Annotated in this window: 23 protein-coding genes; 14 read left to right on the top strand and 9 right to left on the bottom strand. The window is 59.8% G+C overall.

Translation table 11 applies throughout. The features are described from left to right. Positions 1-34: 34 nt before the first annotated feature. The gene (locus HW554_RS02430) at positions 35-748 is read right to left on the bottom strand and encodes an SDR family NAD(P)-dependent oxidoreductase (RefSeq protein WP_176906758.1); all 714 of its coding nucleotides are present in this window, start codon (positions 746-748) and stop codon (positions 35-37) included. A gap of 214 nt (positions 749-962) precedes the next feature. Between HW554_RS02430 and HW554_RS02425 the strand changes: the two genes are divergently transcribed. The 4 genes from HW554_RS02425 (at position 963) to HW554_RS02410 (ending at position 7,987) form a co-directional block, all read left to right on the top strand. Continuing rightward, complete coding sequence (locus HW554_RS02425; protein WP_176906757.1) at positions 963-2,135, top strand: OmpA family protein; 1,173 nt, start codon at positions 963-965, stop codon at positions 2,133-2,135. A 171-nt stretch (positions 2,136-2,306) separates the two neighbouring features. Continuing rightward, entirely contained in the window at positions 2,307-5,756 is a 3,450-nt protein-coding gene (locus HW554_RS02420) for a pyruvate carboxylase (RefSeq protein ID WP_176906756.1), read from the top strand. A gap of 83 nt (positions 5,757-5,839) precedes the next feature. Then, complete coding sequence (locus HW554_RS02415) at positions 5,840-6,544, top strand: hypothetical protein (protein ID WP_176906755.1); 705 nt, start codon at positions 5,840-5,842, stop codon at positions 6,542-6,544. Positions 6,545-6,646: 102 nt separating this feature from the next. Next, positions 6,647-7,987: a M20/M25/M40 family metallo-hydrolase gene (locus HW554_RS02410; protein ID WP_176906754.1), complete on the top strand. Its 1,341-nt coding sequence runs from the start codon at positions 6,647-6,649 to the stop codon at positions 7,985-7,987. 28 nt (positions 7,988-8,015) lie between these two features. Here HW554_RS02410 and HW554_RS02405 read toward each other — a convergent pair whose 3' ends face one another. The 3 genes from HW554_RS02405 to HW554_RS02395 form a co-directional block, all read right to left on the bottom strand. Then, positions 8,016-8,879 carry a transporter gene (locus tag HW554_RS02405; RefSeq protein ID WP_176906753.1) on the bottom strand — a complete coding sequence of 288 codons (864 nt, stop codon included), beginning with the start codon at positions 8,877-8,879 and terminating at the stop codon, positions 8,016-8,018. A 193-nt stretch (positions 8,880-9,072) separates the two neighbouring features. Beyond that, entirely contained in the window at positions 9,073-11,544 is a 2,472-nt protein-coding gene (locus HW554_RS02400; protein WP_176906752.1) for a M1 family metallopeptidase, read from the bottom strand. Positions 11,545-11,681: 137 nt separating this feature from the next. After that, positions 11,682-12,587, bottom strand: coding sequence for a DUF5996 family protein (locus HW554_RS02395; RefSeq protein WP_176906751.1), 906 nt, complete (start codon positions 12,585-12,587; stop codon positions 11,682-11,684). Between the two features lie 62 nt (positions 12,588-12,649). On the opposite strand from HW554_RS02395, the gene HW554_RS02390 reads away from it, so the two are divergent. Next, complete coding sequence (locus HW554_RS02390; RefSeq protein WP_176906750.1) at positions 12,650-13,522, top strand: alpha/beta hydrolase; 873 nt, start codon at positions 12,650-12,652, stop codon at positions 13,520-13,522. Between the two features lie 59 nt (positions 13,523-13,581). Here HW554_RS02390 and HW554_RS02385 read toward each other — a convergent pair whose 3' ends face one another. Next, the gene (locus HW554_RS02385) at positions 13,582-13,923 is read right to left on the bottom strand and encodes a tetratricopeptide repeat protein (protein ID WP_116940893.1); all 342 of its coding nucleotides are present in this window, start codon (positions 13,921-13,923) and stop codon (positions 13,582-13,584) included. A 72-nt stretch (positions 13,924-13,995) separates the two neighbouring features. On the opposite strand from HW554_RS02385, the gene HW554_RS02380 reads away from it, so the two are divergent. The 4 genes from HW554_RS02380 to HW554_RS02365 all read left to right on the top strand — a co-directional run bounded on the left by HW554_RS02380 (position 13,996) and on the right by HW554_RS02365 (position 17,237). After that, positions 13,996-14,736 (top strand): electron transfer flavoprotein subunit beta/FixA family protein, encoded by a 741-nt coding sequence (locus tag HW554_RS02380; protein WP_116940892.1) that lies wholly within the window; start codon positions 13,996-13,998, stop codon positions 14,734-14,736. 111 nt (positions 14,737-14,847) lie between these two features. Continuing rightward, positions 14,848-15,825 (top strand): electron transfer flavoprotein subunit alpha/FixB family protein, encoded by a 978-nt coding sequence (locus HW554_RS02375; RefSeq protein WP_176906749.1) that lies wholly within the window; start codon positions 14,848-14,850, stop codon positions 15,823-15,825. A gap of 113 nt (positions 15,826-15,938) precedes the next feature. After that, on the top strand, positions 15,939-16,568 hold the full coding sequence (locus HW554_RS02370; protein ID WP_176906748.1) for a bifunctional nuclease family protein: 630 nt from the start codon (positions 15,939-15,941) through the stop codon (positions 16,566-16,568). Positions 16,569-16,688: 120 nt separating this feature from the next. Then, complete coding sequence (locus HW554_RS02365; RefSeq protein ID WP_176906747.1) at positions 16,689-17,237, top strand: YfiT family bacillithiol transferase; 549 nt, start codon at positions 16,689-16,691, stop codon at positions 17,235-17,237. 177 nt (positions 17,238-17,414) lie between these two features. On the opposite strand, the gene HW554_RS02360 is transcribed toward HW554_RS02365, so the two are convergent. After that, the gene (locus tag HW554_RS02360) at positions 17,415-18,200 is read right to left on the bottom strand and encodes an ABC transporter ATP-binding protein (RefSeq protein WP_176906746.1); all 786 of its coding nucleotides are present in this window, start codon (positions 18,198-18,200) and stop codon (positions 17,415-17,417) included. A gap of 107 nt (positions 18,201-18,307) precedes the next feature. Then, on the bottom strand, positions 18,308-19,039 hold the full coding sequence (locus tag HW554_RS02355) for an MlaE family ABC transporter permease (RefSeq protein ID WP_176906745.1): 732 nt from the start codon (positions 19,037-19,039) through the stop codon (positions 18,308-18,310). Between the two features lie 117 nt (positions 19,040-19,156). On the opposite strand from HW554_RS02355, the gene HW554_RS02350 reads away from it, so the two are divergent. After that, a complete protein-coding gene (locus HW554_RS02350) occupies positions 19,157-19,867 on the top strand; it encodes an SDR family oxidoreductase (protein WP_176906744.1) in 711 nt (236 codons plus the stop codon). Here the strand turns inward: HW554_RS02350 and HW554_RS02345 are convergent. After that, positions 19,862-20,302, bottom strand: coding sequence for a hypothetical protein (locus tag HW554_RS02345; RefSeq protein WP_176906743.1), 441 nt, complete (start codon positions 20,300-20,302; stop codon positions 19,862-19,864). The genes HW554_RS02350 and HW554_RS02345 overlap by 6 nt on opposite strands. 16 nt (positions 20,303-20,318) lie before the next feature. Continuing rightward, a complete protein-coding gene (locus tag HW554_RS02340) occupies positions 20,319-21,077 on the bottom strand; it encodes a GIN domain-containing protein (RefSeq protein WP_176906742.1) in 759 nt (252 codons plus the stop codon). 37 nt (positions 21,078-21,114) lie between these two features. On the opposite strand from HW554_RS02340, the gene HW554_RS02335 reads away from it, so the two are divergent. The 4 genes from HW554_RS02335 to gldG all read left to right on the top strand — a co-directional run bounded on the left by HW554_RS02335 (position 21,115) and on the right by gldG (position 25,630). Continuing rightward, complete coding sequence (locus HW554_RS02335; protein ID WP_176906741.1) at positions 21,115-21,810, top strand: SDR family oxidoreductase; 696 nt, start codon at positions 21,115-21,117, stop codon at positions 21,808-21,810. A gap of 180 nt (positions 21,811-21,990) precedes the next feature. Further along, on the top strand, positions 21,991-22,920 hold the full coding sequence (gene gldA, locus HW554_RS02330) for a gliding motility-associated ABC transporter ATP-binding subunit GldA (RefSeq protein WP_176906740.1): 930 nt from the start codon (positions 21,991-21,993) through the stop codon (positions 22,918-22,920). Between the two features lie 125 nt (positions 22,921-23,045). Continuing rightward, positions 23,046-23,771: a gliding motility-associated ABC transporter permease subunit GldF gene (gldF, locus tag HW554_RS02325; protein ID WP_176906739.1), complete on the top strand. Its 726-nt coding sequence runs from the start codon at positions 23,046-23,048 to the stop codon at positions 23,769-23,771. Between the two features lie 107 nt (positions 23,772-23,878). Then, a complete protein-coding gene (gldG, locus tag HW554_RS02320; RefSeq protein ID WP_317170815.1) occupies positions 23,879-25,630 on the top strand; it encodes a gliding motility-associated ABC transporter substrate-binding protein GldG in 1,752 nt (583 codons plus the stop codon). Positions 25,631-25,668: the final 38 nt, after the last annotated feature.

Raw genomic sequence — 25,668 nt, 5'->3', positions numbered from 1 at the left:
GGGAGCTCAAAATGGAATTCAACCAGACAGTGCGCTACTTCAGCTTACTCATGCCACCATCAACGGGCAGCACCTGGCCGGTAATAAACGAGCCGTGGTCGGAGAGTAGGAACGACGCCATATAGGCCAGATCCTGGGGCTGGCCGATGCGTTGCAACGGGTGGCGTTTGGCGCTGGCTTCCTGCTTTTCGGGTGTGTTGAGCAAGGCGGCGGCCAGTGGCGTATCGGTGAGCGAGGGTGCCACGCAGTTCACGCGGACGTTGCTGGCGGCGTACTCGGCAGCCAGGGCACGGGTCAGGCCCTCTACGGCCGCTTTGGCCGTGGCAATGCTGGCATGAAACGACATGCCCGTATCGGCCGCCACCGTGCTGAACAGCACCACTGAGGCTCCGTCGGCCTTTTTCAGGCGCTTCATGCAAGCCTGTAGTACCTGTACTGCCCCAAGCACATTGAGCTGGAAATCGGCCTGGAAATCGGCCAGCGGAATCCGCTCGAAAGGCCGCAGCTTAATAGAGCCGGGGCAATACACCACGCCATGCAGCACCTCGGGCAACCCGTCGAGGGCTGTGCCCAGTGGTTGCGTTACGTCGAGCTCTATAAAAGTGGTCTGCAGCTCGGCCAGCTCGGGCGAGTGGGTACGCGAGGCGGTATAGAGGTTGGCGTTGAGCCGTCTCAGCAACTGGGCCGTAGCCAGACCAATGCCCGAGGAGGCGCCGATGATGAGAATATTCTTGTCCGCGAATTCCATGCGTGGGAGGTTAGGTGAGGTTTCTGGCCAGAGAACTAGGCGGCGGGGGGAAGGTTTTTAGCCGCGACTTGTGCCACCCGGTCCGATGAATATTATAAGCACGCTATGTTATATAATTAAAATGAGAAATAATTTTGCATTTTGATGTAGCGTAAGTGAAATAGTACTTAAATTAAAAGATTGGTTTGCCTGTCACACAACTTAAACCGTGCTTATGAAACGTTTTAACGCTTCCATACTGCTGTTACTGGCAGTTTTGCTCGGCCTGGCGGTGCCCGGCATGGCCCAGGAGCTGGTAGGCATCGTCGGCAACGTGATGGCGCCCAACAACCAGGCCCTCGATAAAGCGGCGGTGCTGGTTGTATACGGGCCCACCCAAACCCGTACTACCGCCACTACCGACGAAGCCGGCAACTTTGCCTTCAAAGGGCTGGTGGTAGGTGGACCTTATTCGGTGCAGGTAAGCCAGACCGGTTTTCAGCCCCAGAAAATCGAGAACATCTTCCTGTTGGCAGGCAAAACGGCCAACGGTACGTTCGTGCTTTTCCCCGAGGAAAAAGGGCCGAACCAAACTCCCAACCGCGACTATTTAACCTACATTCAGCAGTGCCGCATCATCCCGCCGGGCGAGGCGGTTACCGCGGCGCTGCCACCAACCGCGCCGGCCGCCTCAACAACCCGCTCAACAGCCGTGAGCCGTCCGCCGGCCGCGGCTCGGCCGGTGGCTACTCCGGTGGCGGCTACTGTGCCTCCGCGGCCGGCCGTTACGCCACCGGCCGCAGCCAGTCGTGATATGGCTACGGCTCGGCCCCGGACGCCTTACCAGCCGGGTAGCCGGCGGGCGGGCAGTATTGCGCCACCCCCGGTAGACGGGCACTACGACCTTAAATCGGGCTACTATATCTACCACACGGGCGCGCCCACCACGTTGCGCCTGCCCAACGGCCAGCAGCTACGCGGCGTGGGCAGTCAATCCACCGAAAGTCAGCTCCATCAATTTCTTCATAATCCTAGCCAACAGATTGATACGGTGGACCGTACCCGCGGCTGGATTAGTTTCGACCGGGTGTTCTTTACAACCGGCCAGGCCACGCTCACACCCGAGTCGAGGAACCAGCTGAAAAACGTTGCCCTGCTACTGCAAAGCTATCCGCAGGCCCGCCTTAAAATAGGCGGCTATACCGACAGCGTGGGCACCTACCAGATGAACCGCCAGCTAAGCGAGGCTCGCGCCCGCACCGCCTGGACCACCCTGGTGGAAATGGGTATCAGCCCGTCGCGCCTCGAAGCCCGCGGCTACGGCCCCAACTACCCGATGGCCTCTAACTGCACGCCCGCCGGCCGTTCCATGAACCGGCGGCTGAGTTTGCGGGTGTTAGCAAAATAGAACTCCGGTTAAGAAGCATTGATAATCAGAGTATAAGGAGGTGGATCTTCAGTAAGGCCACTCTAAAGGGCGCTATAGAATTTCGCTATTAGCAAAAATTCGCTAACGTTTTGCGTGTCCTTCCGTAGCTTGCGGCATCTTCCTTCGTGTATCCTTCTCTTTACTTGTCGCATGAATATCCGTCGTTTACTGGTCGCCAACCGCGGCGAAATTGCCATTCGCGTGCTCCGCGCCGCCACCGAGCTGGGCATCCGCACCGTGGCCATCTATACCTACGAAGACCGTTACTCGCTGCACCGCTACAAGGCCGATGAAGCCTACCAGGTGGGCCGCGACGACGACCCGCTCAAGCCCTACCTCGACATTGAAGGTATCATCCGTACGGCCAAGGAAAACCAGGTCGATGCCATCCATCCCGGCTACGGCTTCCTGAGCGAAAATGCCACGTTGGCCCGCCGTTGCCGCGAGGAAGGCATTATTTTCGTCGGGCCCCGGCCGGAGGTGATGGAGGCGCTCGGCGACAAGGTGGCCGCCAAGCGCGTGGCCGTGGAGTGCGGCGTGCCCATCATCGAAAGCAGCGAAGCCGACCTGACCGACCTGGAAGTGGCGCTGGTGGAAGCCCACCGCATCGGCTACCCCGTGATGCTGAAGGCGGCCAGCGGCGGCGGCGGCCGCGGCATGCGCGTCATCCGCGACGATGAGGAGCTGGAACGCGGCTTCTTCGAGGCCCGCAACGAGGCATTGAAGGCTTTCGGCGACGACACGGTGTTCTTGGAGCGGTTCGTAGAGAATCCCAAGCACATTGAGGTGCAGCTGGTGGCCGACAACTACGGCGGCCTCACGCACCTCTACGAGCGCGACTGCTCGGTGCAGCGCCGCTACCAGAAGGTGGTGGAAGTGGCCCCCTCGCTGCACCTGACGCCCGAAATGCGCGAGCAGCTCTACGAGTACGCCCTGCGCCTGGGTCGTGCCGTGGGCTACAATAACGTGGGCACCGTCGAGTTTCTGGTGAACCCCGAGCTCAACCGCATCTACTTCATCGAGGTGAATCCGCGCATCCAGGTCGAGCACACCGTCACGGAGATGATTACGGGCGTCGACCTCATCAAAACCCAGCTCCACGTGGCGGCCGGCTACCGGCTCACCGACCCCGAAATCAACCTCGGGCCCGATGTAGTGCCGATGAAGAACGGCTACGCCATCCAGTGCCGCATCACCACCGAAAACCCTGAGCAGGATTTCAAGCCCGATTACGGCACCATCACGGCCTACCGCTCGGCGGGCGGCTTCGGCATCCGCCTCGACCAGGGCTCGGTGTACAGCGGCGTGCGGGTGTCGCCGTTTTTCGACTCGCTGCTCGTGAAGGTGTCGACCCAGGCCCCCACGCTGGCCGATGCGGCCCAGAAAATGGCCCGCACCCTCGACGAGTTCCGGGTGCGCGGGGTGAGCACCAACATCCAGTTTCTGCAGAACATCATAGCCCACCCGGTATTCATGGCCGGCGAGGCGACGGTGGACTTTATCAAGGACCACCCCGAGCTGTTCCGCTTCGAGCAGCGCCGCGACCGGGCCACGCGCATGCTGCGCTTCCTGGGTGATGTGATTGTGAATGGCCACCCCGATGTAGCCGGCAACCTCGACCCCAAAAAGGAGCTGCGCAAGCCCCGTCTGCCCGAGTCGGACCTCACGGGCCCGCCGCCGGCCGGCACCAAGCAGCTGCTCACCGAGCTGGGCCCCGAGGGTTTCTCGAAATGGCTGCGCGCCGACCCGCAGATTCATTACACCGACACCACGTTGCGCGACGCCCACCAGAGCCTGCTGGCCACCCGCATGCGCACGTTTGATATGCTGAAAGTGGCCGGCCGCTTCGCTCACGAGCACCCGCAAACCTTCTCGTTAGAGTGCTGGGGCGGGGCTACGTTCGATGTGGCGCTGCGCTTCCTACACGAAGACCCGTGGGAACGGCTTGCCAAGCTGCGCGCTGCCGTGCCCAATATCCTGCTCCAAATGCTCATTCGCGGGGCCAACGGCGTAGGTTACAAGGCCTATCCGGATAACCTGACCGAGCGGTTCGTGCAGCAGGCCGCCGAAACCGGTATCGACGTATTCCGCATTTTCGATTCGCTGAACTGGATGCCGGGCATGGAAGCCTGCATCAACTTCGTGCGCACCAAAACCGACCGGCTCGCCGAGGCCAGCATCTGCTACACCGGCGACCTGCTTGACGTGAGCCGCCACCAGAAATACAACCTCGATTACTACCTGCGCCTTGCCCGCCAGATTGAGGATGCCGGCGCGCATATCCTATGCATCAAGGACATGGCCGGCCTGCTCAAGCCCTACGCCGCCCAGGAGCTCATTACGGCCCTGCGCGACACCATCAGCCTGCCCATCCACCTGCACACCCACGACACCAGCAGCCTGCAGCCCGCCACCTACCTGAAGGCAGTAGAGGCCGGCGTGAACGTGATTGATGTGGCGCTGGGTTCGCTCTCGGGCCTCACGTCGCAGCCCAACTTCAACTCGGTAGTGGAAATGCTGCGCGGCCAGCCCCGGCACCGCGAGTTCAACCAGAAGTCGCTCAACGAATTCTCGACCTACTGGGAAACGGTACGCGAGTACTACTACCCCTTCGAGTCGGGCCTGAAGGCAGGCACGTCGGAAGTATTTCAGCACGAAATTCCGGGCGGGCAATACTCCAACCTGCGGCCCCAGGCGGCGGCCTTAGGTCTGCTCGACAAGTTCGAAACCGTGAAAACGACCTTCGCCGACGTTAACCAATTGTTCGGCGACATCGTGAAGGTGACGCCCTCATCGAAAGTGGTGGGCGACATGGCGCTGTTCCTGGTTTCCAACGACCTGACCACCGCCGACGTGCTGGAAAAGGGCGAAACGCTCAACTTCCCTGAGTCGGTGCGCCAGCTGTTTAGGGGCGACATCGGCCAGCCCGAGGGCGGCTGGCCCGCTGATGTGCAAGCCGTGGTGCTGAAAGGGGAGGAGCCCTTCACCGACCGGCCCAACGAGCACCTGGCCCCGATTGACTTCGAACAGGAGCAGGCCAATTTCAAGGAAAAGTTCGAGGCTGAAGGAAAGTTCACCGACGTGCTGTCGTGGTTGCTGTACCCTAAGGTTTTCGAGCAGTACTGGGACTTCCGCCAGCAGTACGGCGACGTGTCGGTGGTGCCTACGCCAGTGTTTTACTACGGCCTGCAGTCGGGCGATGAAACGCTCATCGAAATTGCCCGCGGCAAGAGCATCATTGTGGGCCTGCAGAGCATTGGCCCGGTGGACGAGGACGGCAACCGCACGCTGTTCTTCACCCTCAACGGCCAAACGCGAAACCTCAAAATCCGCGACAATTCGGTGGAGGTAAAGCGCATCATGAACACCAAGGCCGACAAGGCCAACCCCCGCCAGCTGGGCGCGCCCCTGCAGGGCCTGCTAAGCCGGGTACTGGTGAAAAGCGGCGAGCAGGTGCGTAAAAACACGCCCCTGTTCATCATCGAAGCCATGAAGATGGAAACCACCATTACGGCCCCCGACGACACCACCGTCGGGGCGATAAACTTGGCCGAGGGCACGCTGGTAAACGCCGACGATCTGGTGCTGACGCTGGGGTAATATCGTTACGGTATGACTTGAAAAAGCTGTAGATTTAGCTGTCTCACCATTTATGCCTTCCGGTTATGAATCATCGATGCCTTATGCTGCTGATTTGCCTGGCACCTTTGGGTGCCGCCGCTCAGCAGACTGCTGAGCAAGCCGGGCAAGCGGCTCAAATGAACCTGAATGCGTTGGCTACAGGCATTCCTGCGGTTCTGCCTTACAATAAATCCGAAGGGCTACAAGGCTCTCCCTATCTCGAACCGCGTTGGTTGATGGCCCGCCTGCGCACCAGCCGCAACAATCAGTTGGCCCCGGTAGCCATCAAGTATGATGTGCTGGCCCAGCGCCTGCTAATGCGTCCGGACGCAGCCCGCACTGATTCTCTTCAACTGGACGACCGGTCGGTCGTCGGCTTCGAGTTGGATGCGCCAGCCACTGCCAGTATCCCGGCACGTACCCGGTATTTCCGGCGCTTTAGTGAGGCCGCTGATCGGGAGCAGCAGAGCGAGTATGTAGAAGTACTGCATGAAGGTCGCCACACGCTACTTAAGCGGTATGCAAAGAAATTTGTACCAGCGAAAGAACCTCAGGCATACAGTTACGGCCCACGCCTCGACCAGATACGAAACGAAAACCAGTACTTCCTGCTCCGACCCGATAAAACGCTTGTGCCTCTGAAGCTAACGCTAAAAATGCTGCAGGCTGCCGCCCCAGAATTGGCCCTGAAAACGGTGTCTGGTGCAAGCAAGGCCAGCACCGATGCCGAATGGGCCGCAGTGCTAGCCGCCGCCGAAAAAGAGTAGCGACTGGGCAGTAGTGGCTGCCAAGTCCGAAGAAGAAGAAAAGTAACCAGGGAGCCCGCACCAGATTGCATTAAATCTGGCGCGAGCTCCCTATTTTGCGTCATGTATAAAGCTATTGCTCTCATTATGCTGCTGGGGCTTGCCGGCCGCCCCGTACTCGCTCAGAAGAAGCCCCTTAAACTTCCTGCCGCACCCGGTGTTGCTGCCGCTACTGTAGAGCGGGTGGTCAGGGCACTAGCCGCCGATGATATGAAGGGCCGTGCATCCGGGAAGCCCGGTGCCGAGAAGGCGGCCGATTTTCTGGTAGCCGAGTTCCAGCGTATCGGGCTGGAGCCGCTGCCGGGTCTGCCGGGCTTCTCGCAGTCGTTTCCGGTGTATGAGGCCCGTACCAAGCCCATGCTGGTTACGGTGGGTGGAGCCGTGGTGCCAGCCGGCCGGTTTGTGTTGGTATCAGGCCAGCCCAAACTCAACTGGATGCACTACGACGAGCCCTCGCCCCGCATCATCACAATCGGACCCAAGGATAACCTGATGAAGGAAATCCGGCCGCTGCTTAACCCCCAAGCCAATACCATTGTATTTGTTGATACCACGCAGAAAGACGCGTTTAAGCGAGTAGCTGGCTTTATGGGACGCGGCGGCCTTCGGCCCGATAAGCCCGCACCTTTTTCTACGCTACTCGTGCTGGGCACGGCTCCGGCCGGCCCGCTTAAGTTTTTGATAACGGCCACCACCGATATCCGCACGGTACAGTTGCGCAATGTGGTGGGTGTACTTCCGGGCCTGAATAAAGACCGGGAAAACGAGAAGGTTATATTCAGCGCCCACTACGACCACATCGGCACTTTGCCTGCCGTAGCCGGCGACTCTATTGCCAACGGGGCCGACGATGACGCCAGCGGCACAACGGCCGTAGTAGCCTTGGCGGAGTACTTCAAACAGCAGCGCAGCAATGCCCGCCCGCTGCTGTTCGTGGCCTTTGTGGCCGAGGAAATTGGAGGCTTTGGAGCCGGCCATTTTGCCCGCCAGCTTGATCCCGCACAGGTAGTGGCCATGTTCAACATCGAAATGATTGGCAAGCAGGCCAAATTCGGTCCTAACTCCGCCTTTGTCACGGGCTTCGATAAGTCTGATTTCGGGCCGTTGCTTCAGCAGAATGCCAAGGGAAGCATTTTCCGGTTCGAAGCTGATCCGTACCCCGAGCAAAATCTGTTCTACCGCTCCGACAACGCTACCCTGGCCCGCCTGGGTGTACCGGCTCACACCATCAGCACCGACCAGATTCCGACCGACAAGCTTTACCATTCCGTCAACGACGAGGTAGAAAGCCTTGACCTGCCCAACATGACGGCCGTTATTACGGCCATTGCTCGTGCCGCAGCACCCATCGTCAATGGCCAGCAAACGCCAACCCGTATTGTGGGCGAGGAAGCGAAAAAATAACGGAGCGGGAGTCCAACTTCCGGGATTCTTACTTGCCCAGTCGCGCGCTCAGGCCAGCACCAATGTTGAAGCCACCGGCCGCCGGTGTGAGGCCATGGCCGGCGGTTACATCGAGGCGCAGGCCGGGTAGGGGCCGGTAGTAAAGGCCCGAACTGAGGCCCGGCAGCCACCCCTGCTGGCGCTGCCAGGTGGCGTAGGTTTCGGCCAGAAAACCGAAATGGGTACTTGCCCCAAGCGGGCCGTTAAGTGCCAGTGTTGTCAGGTATTGGCCTTGCTTGGTGCCCTCGGCCTTAAAGCCCCGTTGCCGAAACCCAAAGTTGCCCTCTAGGCCAAACCGCTGCCCCAGCTGCTGCGAAACTAGCAGCCGGCCCCCGGGCTCCAGTTGCTTGCCCGAAAAGCTGGCGTTGCCGTTGCGCAGGTTCATATCAAGTAGTACTACCACCTGCGAACGGGCATTCTGCGTGCTGGAAGCCAGAAATTTAGCGCCCACATTGAGGGGCGCAAATCCGGCCGGCCCGGTAAGTGGGGTAGTTGGCACGTCACCCAGCAAGCGGTTGGTAACCGGATCGGGTAGGTAGTTTTGGGTGGCGCGCAGCTCGATGTGGTTGAAAAAGCCCACCCGAAGCGTATTGCCCCATACCTGGCGGCCGGCGTAGCCCACACTGCTGCCATCAGCGTAGCGCGTCAGGCTGGTTTCGAGCTGAAACTGCCCGGGGTACAGCATGTTGGTGGTGATGGTTTGCCCGGGCCGGTCGGGACGAATGAGGCGCACAAAGGGCGACTCCATGTTAGAGTTGAACTCGGCATCAGCGGTGGCCGACTGAGCCAGAGTGCGAACCGGGGCCGCCAATAAAAGCACCATTCCGGTAGTCAGCAAAGTGGTTTTATGCATGGCAGCCAAGACGCCCGCCGAGCGTAAATGGTTCCTCCTGTTAGTGCTTAGTTATTAGTACTTTGTGTTAATTTTATAGTGGTTTGTGCTCAGCTGATAATCCCCTGGATCAGCCCCAAAAAAGAAGGTCCCCACCACAACCGCAGTAGGGACCTTCGCATACAGCTCTAAGCTCTAAGCTCTAAGCTCTAAGCTATTGGGCGGCTTTGATGGCATCTTCAGCGGCCTGCACAACGGCCTGCTGGTCCGCTGGCTTGCTCTGCTTCACCTTTTCAAGCATGGCTAGGATGGGCTCGGCTACTCCGTACTGCTTGTACTGAATGGCCATTTTCTGAAGCCGGTCCACACCTTCGCGTAGGATAGTCGGGTCGGAGAGGCGGGCCATGAAACCCATAAGGCTCTCCAGCATCTGAAACTGCGTTTGGGGGCCGGCGGCGTCGAACTGGTTGCGTACGTAGGGCCAGGTACTGGCGTCGCCGGCTTCGGCATACACGTTAGCAATAGCGGCGGCTACGTCGCCTTTGGCGCCGGCCTCCAGGGCCTTGGCGCGGGCGAGGGCCTGTTTGGGTTGCACGGTGGCCAGGCCTTCCAGGGCGGCACCCTGCACGACATACGACTGGCTGGCGAGCGACTTGGTGAACAGCTTCTCGTCCTTCTTGTCGCCAATAGCTGCCAGGGCCTGCAACATGCCCGCCTGGTTGTTGGTGTTTTTCTCCTGCGCCAACTGCTTCCGAATGAGCGGCGCAGCAGCTTTGGCTACTGTTTTCTCATCCAGCTTGAGTGAGCCCAGCGCAGCGCGACGGATAAATTCGCTTTTGTCGCTCAAGGCCGCAAACAGCAACTGGCGGGCGGCGGCATCGGTGGGGGGCAGGGCGGCAGCAGCGGCCACGGCCTCGCGCCGGTCGACGTAACGCGGGGCGTTGCGGTACTGGTAGGCGAACTGGCCGAAGGGCTTGTTGTCCTGCTTCTGCCACAGCGTTACTTTGTCGGCATCCACGTTCACCAGCTCGGGCTGGGTGGCGGCGGGCAGGCGCAGCACCTCGGTGGCCTTGCGCAGCACCACGTTGTGGCGGGTGGGCTTGCCATTCTGGTACACATCAATAGCCAGCGGCAGCTCAAACACTTGGCCGGGCTGGGTCTGCTTTATCGTGATGACCTGCTCTTTGTTGAGTTGGTCGTAGCTGTAATCGATGGTTGCCACCGGGTGACCTGCCCCGAAGTACCACTGGTTGAAGAACCAGTTCAGATCCTGGCCCGACACGGCCTCAAAAGCCAGCCGCAGCTGATGGGCTTCGGCGGTGCCAAACTTGTTGTCGGTAAGATACTTCTGCAGGCTTTTGAAAAATACTTCCTCGCCGAGGTAGCTGCGCAGCATGTTGAGAATCTGGCCGCCCTTCTGGTAGCTCACCAAGTCAAACATGTCCTCCTTGTCGGCGTAGTGGAAGCGGACCAGGTTTTTCTGGGCGTCGCGGGGGCTGCGTAAATAGTTGCGCATGTTCTGGTAGGCGTGCGCGTCGCCGGCCTCCTGGCCGTATTTGTGCTCAGCCCACAGCGCCTCCGAGAAGTCGGCAAACGACTCGTTTACTGTCAGATTGCTCCAGCTTTCGGCCGTTACCAGGTCGCCAAACCACTGGTGAAACAGCTCGTGGGCAATAACCGATTCGCCCCGGTCGTACTCGGCGTCCAGCGCCTCGCGGGCGTCTTTGTGCAGAAAGTCGCCGTGCAGCGTGGCGGTGGTGTTTTCCATGGCCCCGCTCACGTAGTCGCGCACCACAATCTGCGAGTACTTGTTCCAGGGGTAATAAACACCGAGCTTCTTGGAGAAAAACTCCAGCATTTCGGGGGTGTTGCCGAAAATTTGCTTGGCGAAGGGTGCGTACTTGGGTTCGAGGTAGTAGTTCACCTCCTTGCCCCGCCAAGTGTCCTTGGTTATTTTGAAGTCGCCCACGGCCATCATAAACAGGTAGGGCGCGTGCGGCAGGTCCATCTTCCAGGTGTCGGTGCGGGTGCCGTCGGCGTTGGTTTTCTGGCTGGCCAGCGCCCCATTGCTCAGCGTCACGTACTTGGCGGGTACGGTCATGGCAATTTCCTGGGTCGTTTTCTGGTTGGTGGCATCAATGGTCGGAAACCATACCGACGAAGCCTCCGTCTCGCCCTGGGTCCAGATTTGCACCGGCTTGCCGGCCACGCTGCTGTCGGGGTTGATGAAGTACAGGCCTTTAGCGTCGGTGATGGCGGCGCTGCCTTTGGTTTTCAGCTCGTCGGGTTTGGCTACGTACTCGATGTACACGGTGTATTGCTGGCCGGGCGGGTAAGTTTTATCGAGCTGGATGTTGAGCTGCTCGCCGGTGTTTTTGAAGGTAAGCGCCTTGGCATTACCCTGTCCCACGAGTGTCACCGACCCGATGTCCATCCCCTTGGCATCGAGGCGTAGCGAGTCGGTGGGGTAGGCGTGCGGCTGCAGGGTAAGCCACTCTTTGCCAATAAGCTGGCGCTTGGCGTAGTCGAAACGCACATCGAGCTTGGTGTGCACGAGGCTGTTGATTTTGGTGCGCGAAGCGCGGTAGGCCGCCAAAGCCACCGAATCGGGGCGGGTGGGGCCTTGCTGGGCCAGGGCTGGCGTAGCAAACAGCAGCCCAAGAGCCAGCAGGAAGGGTTTATTCATGGTAAGTAAGAAGGAAGAGGAAAGTTGGTGCTAGTTGCAAACTTTTCGGCACAGATGCGCAGCCGGCTCTGGAGTTTCCATAGAGGCAGAAAGCGGCCGAAAGGTTGCCCCAACGTGGCAGGTAGCGTCGTTTCAGGTCAGGCGCGTTCCAGCGCGGCCCGGTCCCAGCCGGCTAGGTCGGCGGCGGCAGCGTAAGTGCTCTGCAGGAACGCGTGCAGCGCGGCGGCTGGGTCGGTGGCGGTGCGTACGGCTTCATAAGGCAGCAGAAACTCGCCCAGCTCGGTGCTGTAGTAGGCGGCCTCGGGTTGCACCGGGGCCTTGGCAAACCCCTCGGGTGCCGGTACGCAGTAGGCATAGAAAGCCGCCTCCTGCCCGTTGCCACCCGGCCAGAATCCGTGGCTGATAACTTCCTGCGAGTAAGCTTCTCGGGTGATGGGGTCGGCATCGGGCTTCACCGGCGCAGGGCGGCCTGAAAAGCGGCTCACGGCCAGATCAAACGAGCCCCAGAAAAAGTGTACCGGGCTGCACTTGCCAGTAAAGCCGCTTCGGAATTCCGTCAGGATGGGCGTCATCAGCGTAAGAGCCTGCCAGAAGCGGTGAGCGGCTTCAGGATCGTAGCTGGCGTGGTGGGTGTCGTCGGGAAACCGGATAGGGTTTGCCACTTCCACCGGCATGGGCCAGATGGTCACTTCCAAGTCCAGCTCATGCAGCAGCCATAGCACTTCGTGATAAAAATCGGCCACCGAGCGCGGCTCCAGTGCCAGCTGCCGGGCGGCCCCGTCGGAGCACCGGATGTGGAGCTGGTGGGCAATAAAATCGAACTCAATTTCGAAGCTGCGCTGCCCATAGGGTACAGCTGAGGTGGTCAGGCCCCGGGCCGAAACGTAGAGCGGCACGTTCCAGAACTGGTTGATGAGGGGCGTCTGGGCCAGCCGGATTTTGCCCACTACCTGCGTCCACATGTGCAGGGTTGTGAGGGTGTCGGCCCAGCTGGCAATGGGCAAAGCGGGCCAGGCAGCATGGGTAGGGGTAGTTGCGGGCATGGGCAGGAGGAGGGATTTAGGAATTCGTATTTTCCGGCAAAAGCCAATCAATTCCTGAAAGTATGAAAACTCTTCGTCTGCTGGCGTGCCTGCTGCTGGCCTCCTTATCGGCCCGCGCGGCCCGCGTCGATACCCTCGATATTGCCAGCGCGGCCATGCCGCGCAGCTACCGGGCTGCCGTGGTAGTGCCGGCTTCCTATGCCAAAAATAAAAAGGCCCGCTACCCGGTGCTTTACCTGCTGCACGGCGCCTACGGCCACTTTGCCGACTGGACGAGCAAAACGCCCGACAAAACCCTGCTCCACCGCCTCGCCGACCAGTACAACCTGCTCATTGTAACGCCCGAGGGCGAAACGTTTAGCTTCTACCTCGACTCGCCGGTGAATCCGGCCAGCCAGTTCGAAACCTATATTACCCGGGATGTAATTGGCAAAATCGACCAGACCTACCGTACAGTGGCCCGCAAGGAGGGCCGCGTAATCACGGGTCTTTCGATGGGCGGCCACGGGGCGCTGTACCTCTCAGCGCGGCACCCGGAGCTGTTTGCGGCGGCCGGCAGCATGAGCGGTGCCCTCGACCTGAGCATCACCAACCGCAAGCTAAACCCCCAGGAAGCCCAGCAGCGCCAGAGTCTGTTCAACCCCATTCTCGGCCCCGAAACGCCTGCTCCCAGCATTTACAGCGCCAATTCAGTCGTGAACATGGCCGATAAGCTTCTCGCCAACGGCCTGCCCCTCATCATCGACTGCGGCGTAGATGACTTCCTTATCGATATCAACCGCGAAGTCCACCGCCGCCTTGTGTACAACCACACGCCCCACGACTACATCGAACGGCCCGGGGCCCACACCTGGGCATACTGGCAGAACGCGCTACCGTATCAGGTGCTGTTCTTTCAGCAAGTGCTGGAAGCGGGTAGCGTGGCGGTGAAGTAACCTTCGTCGCCGTCAGAACGCCGCGTAGTTCCCTCTCAACATGCTCTGAGCACATACTATTAGTCCTCATCCTCATAATCGAGGCCCAGCAGTTGGTTGAGGGCCTGCTGGATTTCGCTGGCGGCATGCATCTGACCGTCTTTGCGGGCTACGCGCAGGCCCTTCTGGTAAACTTTTTCGGCTTCATCGGGCTTTTGCAGGTGCTGGAGCATCTTGCCGGCGTGGTAGTACGTACCCACATAATCGGGGTGCTGGTCAAGCAGCGTCTGGTAGTAGCGCATGGCCGTTTCGGGTTCCGTTTCGCGGTATTCGGTGGCCAGCGCATAGATGGTAAACGCGTCGGTGGGGTCGTCTTCGTAGAAGGCCAAAAGTTGTTGCAAACGGCTCGGCGCGGTTTCCATAGGGCAGGAGTTTTGAGTATCTTCGCCCAAATTTGACACTTTCTTTAGTTTCTTCCATATAAGCAGCCGTAGATGAAGTTTCTCGTTTGCATCAGCAACGTACCCGACACGACCACCAAAATCACCTTCACGCCCGATAACAAGGAGTTCAATAAGGCTGGGGTGCAGTTCGTGATTAACCCCTGGGACGAGTATGCCCTCACCCGCGCCATTGAGCTGAAAGAAGCCCAAGGTGCCGGTACTGTTACCGTGCTCAACGTAGGCGAAGCCGACACCGAGCCTAACATCCGAAAGGCCCTGGCCATCGGTGCCGATGACGCCATCCGCGTGAATGCGCACCCCAAGGACGCTTTCTTCGTGGCCAAGCAGATTGCTGCCGTTGCCAAAGATGGTGGCTACGACGTCATCCTGATGGGCAAGGAAAGCATTGATTACAATGGTTTCCAGGTACACGGCATGGTGGGCGAGCTGCTCGGCATCCCGACGGTAGCCCCAGCCATGAAGCTCGATATGAGCGGTAACACGGCCACCCTGGAGCGCGAAATTGAAGGCGGCAAGGAAATCGTGGAGGTGAATGCGCCTTTCGTGGCTTCCTGCCAGCAGCCCATGTGCGAGCCCCGCATTCCCAATATGCGCGGCATCATGACGGCCCGCACCAAGCCGCTGAAGGTAGTAGAGGCCACCGCCGATGCTGCCCGCACTGAGGTGGAGACATTCGCGCTGCCCCCTGCCAAGCAGGGCGTCAAGCTCATCCCGGCCGAAAATGCCGGCGAGCTGATCCGGTTGCTTCGTAACGAGGCGAAAGTAATCTAGTTTGTAGAGCTTAGCTGTTAAAGCTTGGGGCTGAGTCAATTATGGCAATAGGCAACTAGTTTTTAACGTAAAAATCTAAGCTCCAGGCACTAACATCTAAGCGCTAAAATAATGTCTGTATTAGTAGTTGTTGAATGTGACGGCGGCGAGGTAAAGAAGTCCTCGCTGGAGGTGGCTTCCTATGGCAGCCAGGTGGCCCAGATGCTGGGCACCACCGCCACGGCTATTGCCGTGGGTGAGGCTACCGAGGCCAACCTGGCCCTGCTCGGCGAGCAAGGCATCAGCAAGGTGTTGTACGACGCCGAGCCCCGTCTGAAAGATTTCGTAAACGGAGCCTATACCAAGCTCATTGCCGCGGCTGCCCAGAAGGAGGAAGCCAAGGTGATTGTGCTGGCCAACTCCAACATCGGCGCCGCTGTAGGCTCACGCCTTTCCATCCGCCTCGAAGCCAGCATTGCTACCAACGTAGTAGAGCTGCCCAAAACCGATGGTGGCAAGTTCGTGGTAAAGCGCGGTGCCTTCTCGGGCAAAGCCTTCGCCGATGTAGAGCTGGCTGGTGACCGGAAAATTATTGCTGTCAAGAAGAACTCGATTGAGGCCCTGCACGAAGCCGGCAAAACGGCTCCGGTAGAGTCGTTCTCGGCCCAACTGACGGACGCCGACTTCGCTGATGCCCCCAAGGAGGTTATCATGCAGGATCAGGCCGGCGGCGTGTTGTTGCCCGAGGCCGACCTCGTAGTATCGGGTGGTCGCGGCATGAAAGGCCCCGAAAACTGGAACCTCATTGAGGATCTGGCTAAAGCCCTTGGTGCCGCTACGGCCTGCTCCAAGCCCGTATCGGACGTTGACTGGCGCCCTCACCACGAGCACGTGGGTCAGACCGGCATCACCGTGTCGCCGAATCTGTACATTGCCTGCGGTATCTCGGGTGCCATCCAGCACTTAGCCGGCGTCAACTCAAGCAAGGTTATCGTCGTCATCAACAAGGACCCTGAGGCGCCGTTCTTCAAGGCGGCCGATTACGGCATTGTAGGCGACGTATTCGACGTGCTGCCCAAGCTCACCGAGGCTGTAAAGCAATTAAACTAGTGTAACCGTATGCTGGTGGATGGGATGGGAGAGACTACACTTTCTCTCTTACGTCCCATCCATCAGCATACGTTTATGTCTGGTCCATCAGCACCAACACGAAGACTTCGCCAGTGAAAAAAATACCGCTCGAAATCCTGGGCCTCTCGTCCAGCCAGTCGCAGTCGGGCTCGTTCGCGCTTATTCTGGGCGAGAAGACCGGCAACCGCCGCCTGCCCATAATTATCGGCATGTTCGAGGCGCAGAGTATTGCTATCCAGATTGAGAAAATCAGCCCTAACCGGCCCCTCACCCACGACTTGTTCCGCTCGTTTGCCGAGCAGGTGCATGTGGCCGTGCTGGAAGTCGTGATTTCTGACCTCAAGGAAGGCGTGTTCTACTCCAAAATCGTGTGCTCCGATGGGGCCAGCACGTTCGAGCTGGATTCGCGGCCCTCCGATGCCATTGCCATCGGCCTGCGCTTTGGAGTGCCTATTTTCACGGTGGAAAGCGTGCTCAGTGAAGCCGGCATCATCCTCTCCGACCTCGACGAAACCGATGCCGACGACTCGGACGATGATGACGACGACGATACCGACACCGACGCCAATAGCGACGAGACCCGGGCTACACCGCCGCCTCGTGAGCCCAGCGGCCAGGTGTCGCTCGACGAGCTGACCAAGATGCTGGCCCAGGCCCTGGAGCGCGAGGACTACGAGAAAGCGGCCAAAATCCGCGACGAGTTGAACAAGCGCGGCGACTAACACTTGGTTGTTGCGCCGCGCAAGCGCTTGAAAACCCCGTTCTGACGCTGCTGTGTTCGGACGGGGTTTTGCTTTGCTACCTGCCTTCCTATCCTTAACCGACGTTCTTTTCCGGCTCTCATGCAACATCCTGCCTCTGGCTCCCCCGACCTTCGTTACCCCATCGGCCAGCCCGTGCTGCCCGACGCCCCGCTGGAACAGGGTGCCCGCACGGCCTACATGGCCCACCTGGCCACGTTGCCCGACTTGGTACGGGCTACCGTAGCCGGCCGCACGCCCGCCCAGCTCGACCAGCCCTACCGCCCCGGTGGCTGGACGATGCGCCAGTTGCTGCACCACCTGCCCGACTCGCACATGCAGGCGTACACGCGCTTCAAGCTGGCCCTCACCGAAGATAACCCCACCATCAAGTCCTACGATGAGGCAGCCTGGGCCGAGCTGCCCGATAGCACAGCCACGCCCCCGGCCGTGTCGCTGGCGCTATTGGAGGCCCTGCACATCCGCTGGGTGCGCCTGCTCCGCAACCTCACCGACGAGCAGTGGCAGCGCACGTATTACCACCCCGATTCCGACCGCACTTTTACGCTCGACCAGGCGCTGGTGCTTTACTCCTGGCATGGCCGCCACCACTTGGCGCATTTGCGGGGTAATGAGCCAGTAACTGAGTAAACTGATATGGCGGCGAGCTGAGGACTAGGAAAACCGCCTGTGCAAAGCATGGACTTCCCGGTAAACGCAAAGCCCCTGACGTGCGCACGTCAGGGGCTTTGTGTTTACCGGGGCTCTTAGCGAGTGTAGACTCTATGCGTCGGGCTTATGTATGATATTACAGTCGGCCCCGCGTTTCTATGAGTTCACTACGCCGCTGTGCGTTTCATCATCGATGCGCTTGGCGGCGCGCACCAGGCTGCTGCTGAAGATGAACTCCTTGAGTTCGGGCACTTGGGCATTGAGAATCTCGTCCTTGTTGCCGTCCCAGAGCTTGAGGCCCTTATAGAGGAAGATGATATGGTCGCCAATCTCAATCACCGAGTTCATGTCGTGGGTGATGATGACGGTGGTGATGTTGTATTCGTAGGTGATTTCCTGGATGAGCTCATCAATTTTGAGGCTCGTCAGCGGGTCGAGGCCCGAGTTCGGCTCGTCGCAGAACAGGTAAGTGCAGTTGGGGGCAATGGCGCGGGCAATGCCCACACGCTTTTTCATACCACCCGAAATTTCGGAGGGCATCTTCTCGCCCGCATTTTCGAGGCCCACGCGCTTGAGACAGAACTCCACCCGGTCGCGGCGCTCTTCGCGGCTCATTTCGGGTGTCAGCATCTGCAGCGGAAACTCCACGTTCTTGGCCACCGTCATCGAGTCGAACAGGGCCGAGCCCTGGAACAGCATCCCGATTTTACGTCGGATTTCCTGCCGCACCTGCACCTTGTTGTTGGAGAAAACAGTGCCGTCGAAGGTGATGCTGCCCAGGTCGGGCTGCATCAGGCCCACCACGCACTGCAACAGCACCGATTTACCGGTGCCCGAGCCGCCGAGCAGCAGGTTGCACTTGCCGGTCTCGAAGGTACAGCTGATGCCTTTAAGCACCGGATTACCGTCGAAACTCTTTTCAATATTATGAATCTCAATCATACAAATCGGGAACGTGGGGACTGAAAGTAGGAGGGCTCCTAATGGCGTTGTCGGTACTGCGCTGGTCTGCGCATGGTGCCCTATAAAGCCCAGAACCCCGAAATCAGTTACAACAAAATAGCCGCCAGCACGAAGTCGGCAATGAGAATGGCAATGATGGAGTTGTTGACGGCCGCAGTGCTGGCCGTTCCTACTTCGAGCGCGCCACCTTCGGTGTAGTACCCCTTGAAGGCCGAAATGGCCGACACCAGGAAGGCAAATACCACCGATTTGGTGAGGGCAAAGAAGATGTTATAGGGAATGAAGTCGGTTCGGATGCCTTCAATGTACTCCTGGCCCGAGATGGAGCCGGTGAGCGAACCGGCCAGGTAGCCCCCGATAATGGATAGAGCCATGGCCAGAATCACGAGCAGCGGGAACATGAAAATAGCGCCCAGAATACGCGGCAGTACCAGATACGAAGCCGAGTTGATCCCCATCACTTCCAGGGCTGATACCTGCTCGGTGATGCGCATGGTACCCAGGCCGCCGGCAATGCTGGAGCCCACTTTGCCGGCCAGCACAATGCTGGTAATAGTGGGAGCCAGCTCCAGAATCGTCATTTCGCGCACCATGTAGCCGATGGTGCTTTTGGGGATGAGCGGGTTGATGAGGTTGTAGGCAATCTGCACGCAGGTTACGGCCCCGATAAAGGCCGATACGATGGCTACGATGAAAATAGAGTTCACCCCAATCGTTACACACTCATCAATAGTGCGCTTCCAGAGCACGGCAAAGCGTTCTTTGCGCACGAGCATGCTTTGGATGAAAAGTAGAAACTGACCAAAAGATTTGACCATAAAAGGGAGAAACAGAAAGTAAAATCGGATACTTGTGCCGGAATATGGCGGGGCGGAAGCCCGGCCGCCGGCCGGTGCTGGTTTCCCTACGTAAAAACGGCTATGCTAAACAAAGGAATGCAAAAAAATATCGTCGTAACGGGCGGCACCAAAGGAATTGGGCGGGCCCTGGTGTTTCGGTTTCTGCGGGCCGGCTACCCGGTTGTTACCTGCGCCCGCTCGGCCGAGGGGCTGGCCGAGCTGAAAACCGCCGCTGCTGCCCTGGTACCCGGCGCCGTGCTGCACACCCACGCCGCCGACCTGAGCGAGCAGCAGCAGACGCAGGGCTTTACCGACTTCGTGCAGGAGTGCGGGGCGGTGGCTGTCCTCATCAACAACACGGGCGCTTTTATACCCGGAAGGTTGCAGGATGAACCCGCCGACGGTTCGCAACTACGCCAGATGCTGGCCGTGAACCTGCTCAGCGCCTACGACACAACGCTGGCGCTGCTGCCCGGGATGCTGGCGCAACGCGAAGGCCATATTTTCAACATCTGCTCTACGGCCAGCATTACGGCCTACCCCAACGGCGGCTCCTACGGCATTGCCAAGCACGCGCTGCTGGGCTTCAGCAAAAACCTGCGCGAAGAGCTTAAGGAGAGCGGCTTGCGGGTAACAGCCGTGCTACCCGGCCCCACGCTTACGGCCAGTTGGGAGGGCGTGGACCTGCCGGCTGAGCGTTTCATCAAGGCCGAAGACGTGGCTGATGCCATTTTTGGCGTCTTCAGCCTCTCGGGCCAGGCCGTGGTAGAAGAGCTGCTGATTCGACCCCAGCTAGGCGATTTATAGCGGGTTGACGTGGGTTGCCCGGCGTATGTAGCGCACGTACACAAAGTCAAGCAGTACGGCCCACAGGCTCATGAGCAGCAAACGGCTTAGCCAGGGCAGCAGCGGCCGCCAGCCCAGTCCCAGCACTGCTGCCCACAAACCCAGGCTGACGACGTAGCTCAGCTTAAGTAAGTCGAGGCGGTTTTTGGCTGGTTTGCGGGCGAACCAGGTGCCGTAGAGCCCGACCAACGCCACACTGCTGCCAACGAGTAGCTCCATGCTGCCACTCCAGTGCTGCACTTTAAACAGCAGGCCAACGAATAGCACCACCACCGCGCCGGCCACCGGAAAGGCAAAGTGGCTACGCCGCAGCTGCCCGTTCCAGCCAACCCACAGCAGCAGGCCGTAGGCGGCTATAGTCAGCAGGAGCTGCCAGGAAGGGTAGGAGGCGGCCATGGTGAAGCAGGTAGAACTACTCGGGTCGAAGCTGGCCGCGGCCGGTAACAGCCAGGGTGAGCGTTGTGGGAGCGGGTGGAGCGTAGAATACGGTGCCGGTGCCAGCATGCGTGCCCACCAGCAGCCGCGAAGGACGAAGGCGGGCGTTGCCGTCGCTGCTGGAGTTAGTCTGCAGGTATGCGTCGCGGAGCCCGAGTTCCTGAGCGTAGAGGCTGCCGCTACCGCCCAGCGTGTGGTGCAGCTCGTCGGTCGAGCCAGTCAGGTAAATGTTGCCCAGCTCGTACTGGTCCATGTTTACGTAGCGGCTGATGAGGTGCAGACGCAGGTCGCCGGCCCCTACCAAGTGGGGAAAGATGGTGTCTTGTCGGAACGGGCCTTCGGTGCGAATGTCGGCCTGGCCGCGCAGAAACAGGTCGGTGAGCCGGGGCAGGTGCAGCGTTACTTCGCGGGGCGTATTGTAGCGGCGCACCCAGTTGCAGCGGCTGCTGTTGCGCACTGTCAGCATGCCGTTGGCTACCTCCAGGCGGATATCGTCCTGCAGATTTTTGCCGGTCCGCACTTCGGCGAAGCTGGCCGTATCCTGCACCAGAATAACCGTAATGTTGTCGTAGGTGGTAAGCTGTTGGAACGGGGGCAGGCTGCGGCGCTCGGTAACGATGTTGCCGGTGCTGGTGAAGCAGCCTGCCTCGCTGTCTTTTTGGCAGCTGCCCAGCATGGTGGCGAGGGCCAGGACGGTGGCCGTGCGCAAAACCCGGCCGGGGGCGCTACCTTGCATCTTCAAATAGAAACCCCACATTTTAGCACTTCGCGCGATGGATTTGAGCGGTAAGGTAGCCATTATCACAGGTGTCAGCAAAGGTATAGGGCTGGCCACCGTCGAGGCCTTGCTGGCCAAAGGTATGCACGTAGCCGGCTGGGGCCGCATTGCGCCCGCCGACTTCCAGCACCCGCGCTTCCATTTCATCGAGTGCGACGTGCGCGATGAGAAAGCGGTGCAGAAGGCCTTCAAAGCCACCCAGAAGCAGCTGGGAGAGGAGGTACACGTACTGGTAAACAATGCTGGTTTAGGTATTTCGGGAGCCGTAGACGGCTTTTCGGCCGATGACTGGCGCCTGATGTTCGATACCAACGTGCACGGCACTTTCTACTGTACGCAGGCCGTGCTGCCCGCCATGAAAAACCAGCAGCTGGGCCACATCTTCAACATCAGCTCCATTGCCGGCACCACCGGCATCGAAAACATGGCCGGCTACTGCGCCAGCAAGTTTGCGGTGCGCGGCTTCTCGCAGTCGGTATTCAAGGAGGTGCGCAAAGACGGTATCAAGGTCACCTGTATCTACCCCGGCTCCACCCAAACCAACTTCTTCGACGACATCCCCGGCGTGGAAGCCAACGAAGGCATGATGCAGCCCAAGGATATTGCCGATACAATGATATACGCCCTGGAAACGCCGTTCAACTTCCATCTGGTGGATATTGAAATGCGGCCTTTGCAGCCGAAGAAATAAGTGAAATTTGAAGGAACGTGTCATGCTGAGTGCAGCGCAGCGGAGCCGAAGCATCTCTACTGCAATGTTAATTCTGTCGATTGAATACTACTGCAATGAAGCGGTAGAGGTGCTTCGACTCCGCTCCGCTGCACTCAGCATGACACGTTCCTTCGGATCAGATAAACCAGCCCTCAATACATGGTAGAAGTTCAGCACCTGACCAAAACCTTCGGCTCGCAAGCGGCAGTCGACGACATCAGCTTTTCGGTGGGCAAGGGCGAAATCCTGGGCTTTTTGGGGCCGAACGGGGCGGGCAAATCCACAACCATGAAGATGGCGCTGGGCTACCTGCCGCCATCGGCCGGTACGGTGGTAGTGGAGGGGTTCGATGTGCGCACGGCCCCGCTGGAAGTGCGCCGCCGGGTGGGCTACCTGCCCGAGCATAACCCGCTTTACCTCGACATGTATGTGCACGAGTACCTCGAATTCATCGGGTCGGTGCATGGGTTGGGCGGCAGCAGCCTGCGCCAGCGGGTGCGCCAGCTGGTGGATAGGGTAGGGCTGGGGCGGGAGCAGAACAAGCTTATCGGGGCGCTCAGCAAGGGCTACCGCCAGCGCGTCGGCTTGGCCCAGGCGCTCATTCACGACCCCGGCGTGCTCATCCTCGACGAGCCCACCACCGGCCTCGACCCCAACCAGATCGGCGAAATCCGCCAGCTTATCCGCGAACTGGGCCAGGACAAAACCGTCATCTTCAGCACGCACATTCTGCCCGAAGTGGCCGCCCTGTGCAGCCGCGCCGTCATAATAAGCCGCGGCCGCCTCGTGGCCGACTCGCCGGTAGCCGAGCTGGGGGCATGGGCTGCCGGCGAAACCGTTATCCGCGCCGAGTTCGAGCAACTGATTGATACGGCGCCCTTATTGGCCCTGCCCGGCATACAGGCTGCCGACCTGGAAACCGGCACCACCTACCGCATCCGGGCCCGCGCCGGCTCCGACCAGCGCGGCGCCATTTCGCGCCTCGCCGCCGCCCAGGGCTGGGTGCTGCTGGGGCTGCGTCAGGAAGAACAGAGCTTGGAGCAGGTGTTCAAAAGCTTGACCGCAAGCGAAAAAAAAATGTCATCCTGAGCGCAGCGAAGGATCTTGTTGCGCTCGGATAAACCGCTTAAGCGTAACAAGGTCCTTCGCTGCGCTCAGGATGACAGCAATAGAACCCAGACCCCAGGTCCCTAAGTCCCCCAGACCCCCAATCCATGCTTGCCATCCTGCGCAAAGAATTCAATAGCTTCCTGAACTCGCCCGTGGCCTACGTGGTGCTGGGCGTGTTTCTGGTGGCTACCGGGCTGTTCGTGTGGGTGTTCCCCGACAGCTCGGTGCTTGACTATGGGTTTGCCGATTTGCAGACGTTGTTCAACATCGCACCCTGGATTTTCCTGTTCCTGATTCCGGCCCTCACCATGCGCACGTTTGCCGAGGAGAAGAAGGCCGGCACCATGGAGCTGCTGCTCACGCGCCCGCTCACCGACACCCAGCTTATCGGCGGCAAGTACCTGGCCTGCCTGCTGCTGGCCCTATTAGCGCTACTGCCCACGCTGCTCTATTACTACTCGGTGTATCAGCTCGGCGACCCGGTGGGCAACATCGATTCGGCCGCTACGGTGGGCTCCTACCTGGGTTTGGTGCTGCTGGCGGCCGTTTTCGCGGCCATCGGCGTGTTTGCCTCGGCCCTCACCCGCGACCAGATTGTGGCTTTTCTGGCGGCCGTGGTGGGCTGCTTCCTGGTGTATACTGGCTTCGATTCGCTGGCCTCGGTGTTCGATGGTGCGCCGGCCTACTATATCGGCCAGCTCGGCATTGCGGCCCACTACCGCGACCTGAGCAAAGGCCTCATCGATTCCCGCGACCTGATTTACTTCTTCACTCTGAGCGCCGTCATGCTGCTGGCCACCCGGCTGGCGCTACAGAGCCGTAACTGGTAGGGTTGTGTAGCTATTAGTTTTCAGCTGATAGCTTTTTTGAACGGCAGATTAGTGGCAACAGGGTGGTTGCTTGAGAACTGATTTCAACAACTTTTTCGAGTGCATTTGTGCGTACTGAACCAGAACCTAAGCTCTCAGCTAACAGCTCTCAGCTAACAGCTCAAGAAAATACAGCAGCTCAAACCAAAAAGCGCGACCTGACCCGGTTTGCGGTTCTGCTGGGTGCGCTGCTGCTGCTCAGTTTTCTGGGTAGCCTGTTCTTTTTTCGGCTCGACCTGACGGAGGATAAGCGCTACACCATGTCGGAGGCCACCAAGGAGCTGCTGGAGAAGCTACCGCAGCCCGTGGCCGTGACGGTTTACCTCGACGGTGACTTTCCGCCCGGCTTCCGGCGCCTGCAGCAGGGCGTGCGCGAAACCCTCACCGAAATGCGCGTGTACGGCGGCACCAACCTGCATTTCGTGTTCATCGACCCCTCGGCAGCAGCCACCGAGCAGGCCCGCAACGAGTTCTACCAGACCCTGTTCAAAAAGGGACTGACCCCCACCAACCTCGGCGCCAACGATAACGGCCAGCGCACCGAGAAAATCATCTTCCCCTGGGCTGTAGTTTCGGCCGGGGGCAAGGAGGAGAAGGTGCTGCTGCTGCGTGGCAACCAGGCCGAATCGCCCGAAGTGCGCCTCAACCAGAGCATCGAGGGGCTGGAGTACGAGCTGGCCAGTGCCATCCGCCGGCTCAGCCCCGGCCAGCGCCAGCGCATTGGCGTAGTGGAAGGCCACGGCGAGCTGACCAATATCGAGGCAGGCGACCTGATTGGCTCGCTCAGCCGCGACTACGACGTGTTTCGGGTGAGTCTGGACAAGTCGCGCCCCAAAGACCTGGCCTCGCTCAGCGCCCTCATCGTGGCCAAGCCGGCCCAGGCCTACACCGAGCCTGAAAAGTTCAAGCTCGACCAGTTTATCACCCACGGCGGCAACGCGCTGTTTTTCGTGGATGCCATGCGCGTTAACCTGGACAGTGCCAGCCGCGGCGGCATGCTCGCCTTCCCGCTCAGCCTGAACCTAGATGATATGATGTTCAAGTATGGCCTACGCATCAACCCCGATTTACTGCTCGACCTCAATTCGGGCGTTATTCCGCTCGTTACGGGCATGAACGGCGACAAGCCCAAAGTCGAGCCCATGCCCTGGCAGTTTTACCCGCTCATCAACCAGTTCAGTGCGCACCCCATCACCCGCAACCTCGACGCGGTGTACACCAAATTTGTAAGCAGCATTGATACGGTGAAGGCCGTGGGCATCCGCAAAACGCCGCTGCTCTCCACCTCGCGCTATACCCGCGTGCTGCCCTCGCCGGTGCCCGTCAACCTGAATGACGCCCGCATGCCGCCCGACCCCAAGCTGTACACGGCCCGCAACAAGCCGGTGGGCTACCTGCTCGAAGGCCAGTTCCGCTCGCTGTTCGCCAACCGTGCCGCGCCCGGCACCAACCGCTTCCAGCCCGCCACCAGCCCCGAAAACCGCCCCGCCAAAGTGCTCGTCATCTCCGACGGCGACTTCGTGCGCAACGACATCGACCCCAAAACCGGCCGCCCCATGCGCCTGGGCTTCGACCGCCTCGCACCCACCGAATTCGCCAACCGCGAGCTGGTACTCAACGCCGTCGATTACATGCTCGACCAGTCGGGTCTGATTGCCGTGCGTGGCAAGCAAATCACGCTGCGCCCCCTCGACAAGCTGCGCGTAGTGGCCGAGCGTAGCCGCTGGCAGCTGCTGAACCTGGCCGCCCCGCTGGTACTGCTGGGCCTGTTCGGAGCCTTGCGTGCTTGGCGCCGCAAGCGCCGCTACGCCCGGTTTTGACATTGAATAACTAACGCAAGCTGCGGAGGTCGATGTAG

This window comes from Hymenobacter lapidiphilus, assembly GCF_013377885.1.
GTDB lineage: Bacteria > Bacteroidota > Bacteroidia > Cytophagales > Hymenobacteraceae > Hymenobacter > Hymenobacter lapidiphilus.
This window is presented reverse-complemented; position numbering and strand designations above follow the sequence as displayed.

Bases quoted from the DNA above. Each gene is read 5' to 3' on its own strand.
- HW554_RS02365 (WP_176906747.1), top strand. From the start codon at position 16,689: ATGCAACATCCTGCCTCTGGCTCCCCCGACCTTCGTTACCCCATCGGC.
- HW554_RS02420 (WP_176906756.1), top strand. From the start codon at position 2,307: ATGAATATCCGTCGTTTACTGGTCGCCAACCGCGGCGAAATTGCCATT.
- HW554_RS02410 (WP_176906754.1), top strand. From the start codon at position 6,647: ATGTATAAAGCTATTGCTCTCATTATGCTGCTGGGGCTTGCCGGCCGC.
- HW554_RS02335 (WP_176906741.1), top strand. From the start codon at position 21,115: ATGGATTTGAGCGGTAAGGTAGCCATTATCACAGGTGTCAGCAAAGGT.
- HW554_RS02415 (WP_176906755.1), top strand. From the start codon at position 5,840: ATGCTGCTGATTTGCCTGGCACCTTTGGGTGCCGCCGCTCAGCAGACT.
- HW554_RS02380 (WP_116940892.1), top strand. From the start codon at position 13,996: ATGAAGTTTCTCGTTTGCATCAGCAACGTACCCGACACGACCACCAAA.
- HW554_RS02405 (WP_176906753.1), bottom strand. From the start codon at position 8,879: ATGCATAAAACCACTTTGCTGACTACCGGAATGGTGCTTTTATTGGCG.
- HW554_RS02345 (WP_176906743.1), bottom strand. From the start codon at position 20,302: ATGGCCGCCTCCTACCCTTCCTGGCAGCTCCTGCTGACTATAGCCGCC.
- HW554_RS02340 (WP_176906742.1), bottom strand. From the start codon at position 21,077: ATGCAAGGTAGCGCCCCCGGCCGGGTTTTGCGCACGGCCACCGTCCTG.
- HW554_RS02360 (WP_176906746.1), bottom strand. From the start codon at position 18,200: ATGATTGAGATTCATAATATTGAAAAGAGTTTCGACGGTAATCCGGTG.
- HW554_RS02350 (WP_176906744.1), top strand. From the start codon at position 19,157: ATGCAAAAAAATATCGTCGTAACGGGCGGCACCAAAGGAATTGGGCGG.
- HW554_RS02390 (WP_176906750.1), top strand. From the start codon at position 12,650: ATGAAAACTCTTCGTCTGCTGGCGTGCCTGCTGCTGGCCTCCTTATCG.
- gldF (WP_176906739.1), top strand. From the start codon at position 23,046: ATGCTTGCCATCCTGCGCAAAGAATTCAATAGCTTCCTGAACTCGCCC.
- HW554_RS02395 (WP_176906751.1), bottom strand. From the start codon at position 12,587: ATGCCCGCAACTACCCCTACCCATGCTGCCTGGCCCGCTTTGCCCATT.
- HW554_RS02430 (WP_176906758.1), bottom strand. From the start codon at position 748: ATGGAATTCGCGGACAAGAATATTCTCATCATCGGCGCCTCCTCGGGC.
- HW554_RS02355 (WP_176906745.1), bottom strand. From the start codon at position 19,039: ATGGTCAAATCTTTTGGTCAGTTTCTACTTTTCATCCAAAGCATGCTC.
- HW554_RS02425 (WP_176906757.1), top strand. From the start codon at position 963: ATGAAACGTTTTAACGCTTCCATACTGCTGTTACTGGCAGTTTTGCTC.
- HW554_RS02375 (WP_176906749.1), top strand. From the start codon at position 14,848: ATGTCTGTATTAGTAGTTGTTGAATGTGACGGCGGCGAGGTAAAGAAG.
- gldA (WP_176906740.1), top strand. From the start codon at position 21,991: ATGGTAGAAGTTCAGCACCTGACCAAAACCTTCGGCTCGCAAGCGGCA.
- HW554_RS02400 (WP_176906752.1), bottom strand. From the start codon at position 11,544: ATGAATAAACCCTTCCTGCTGGCTCTTGGGCTGCTGTTTGCTACGCCA.
- HW554_RS02385 (WP_116940893.1), bottom strand. From the start codon at position 13,923: ATGGAAACCGCGCCGAGCCGTTTGCAACAACTTTTGGCCTTCTACGAA.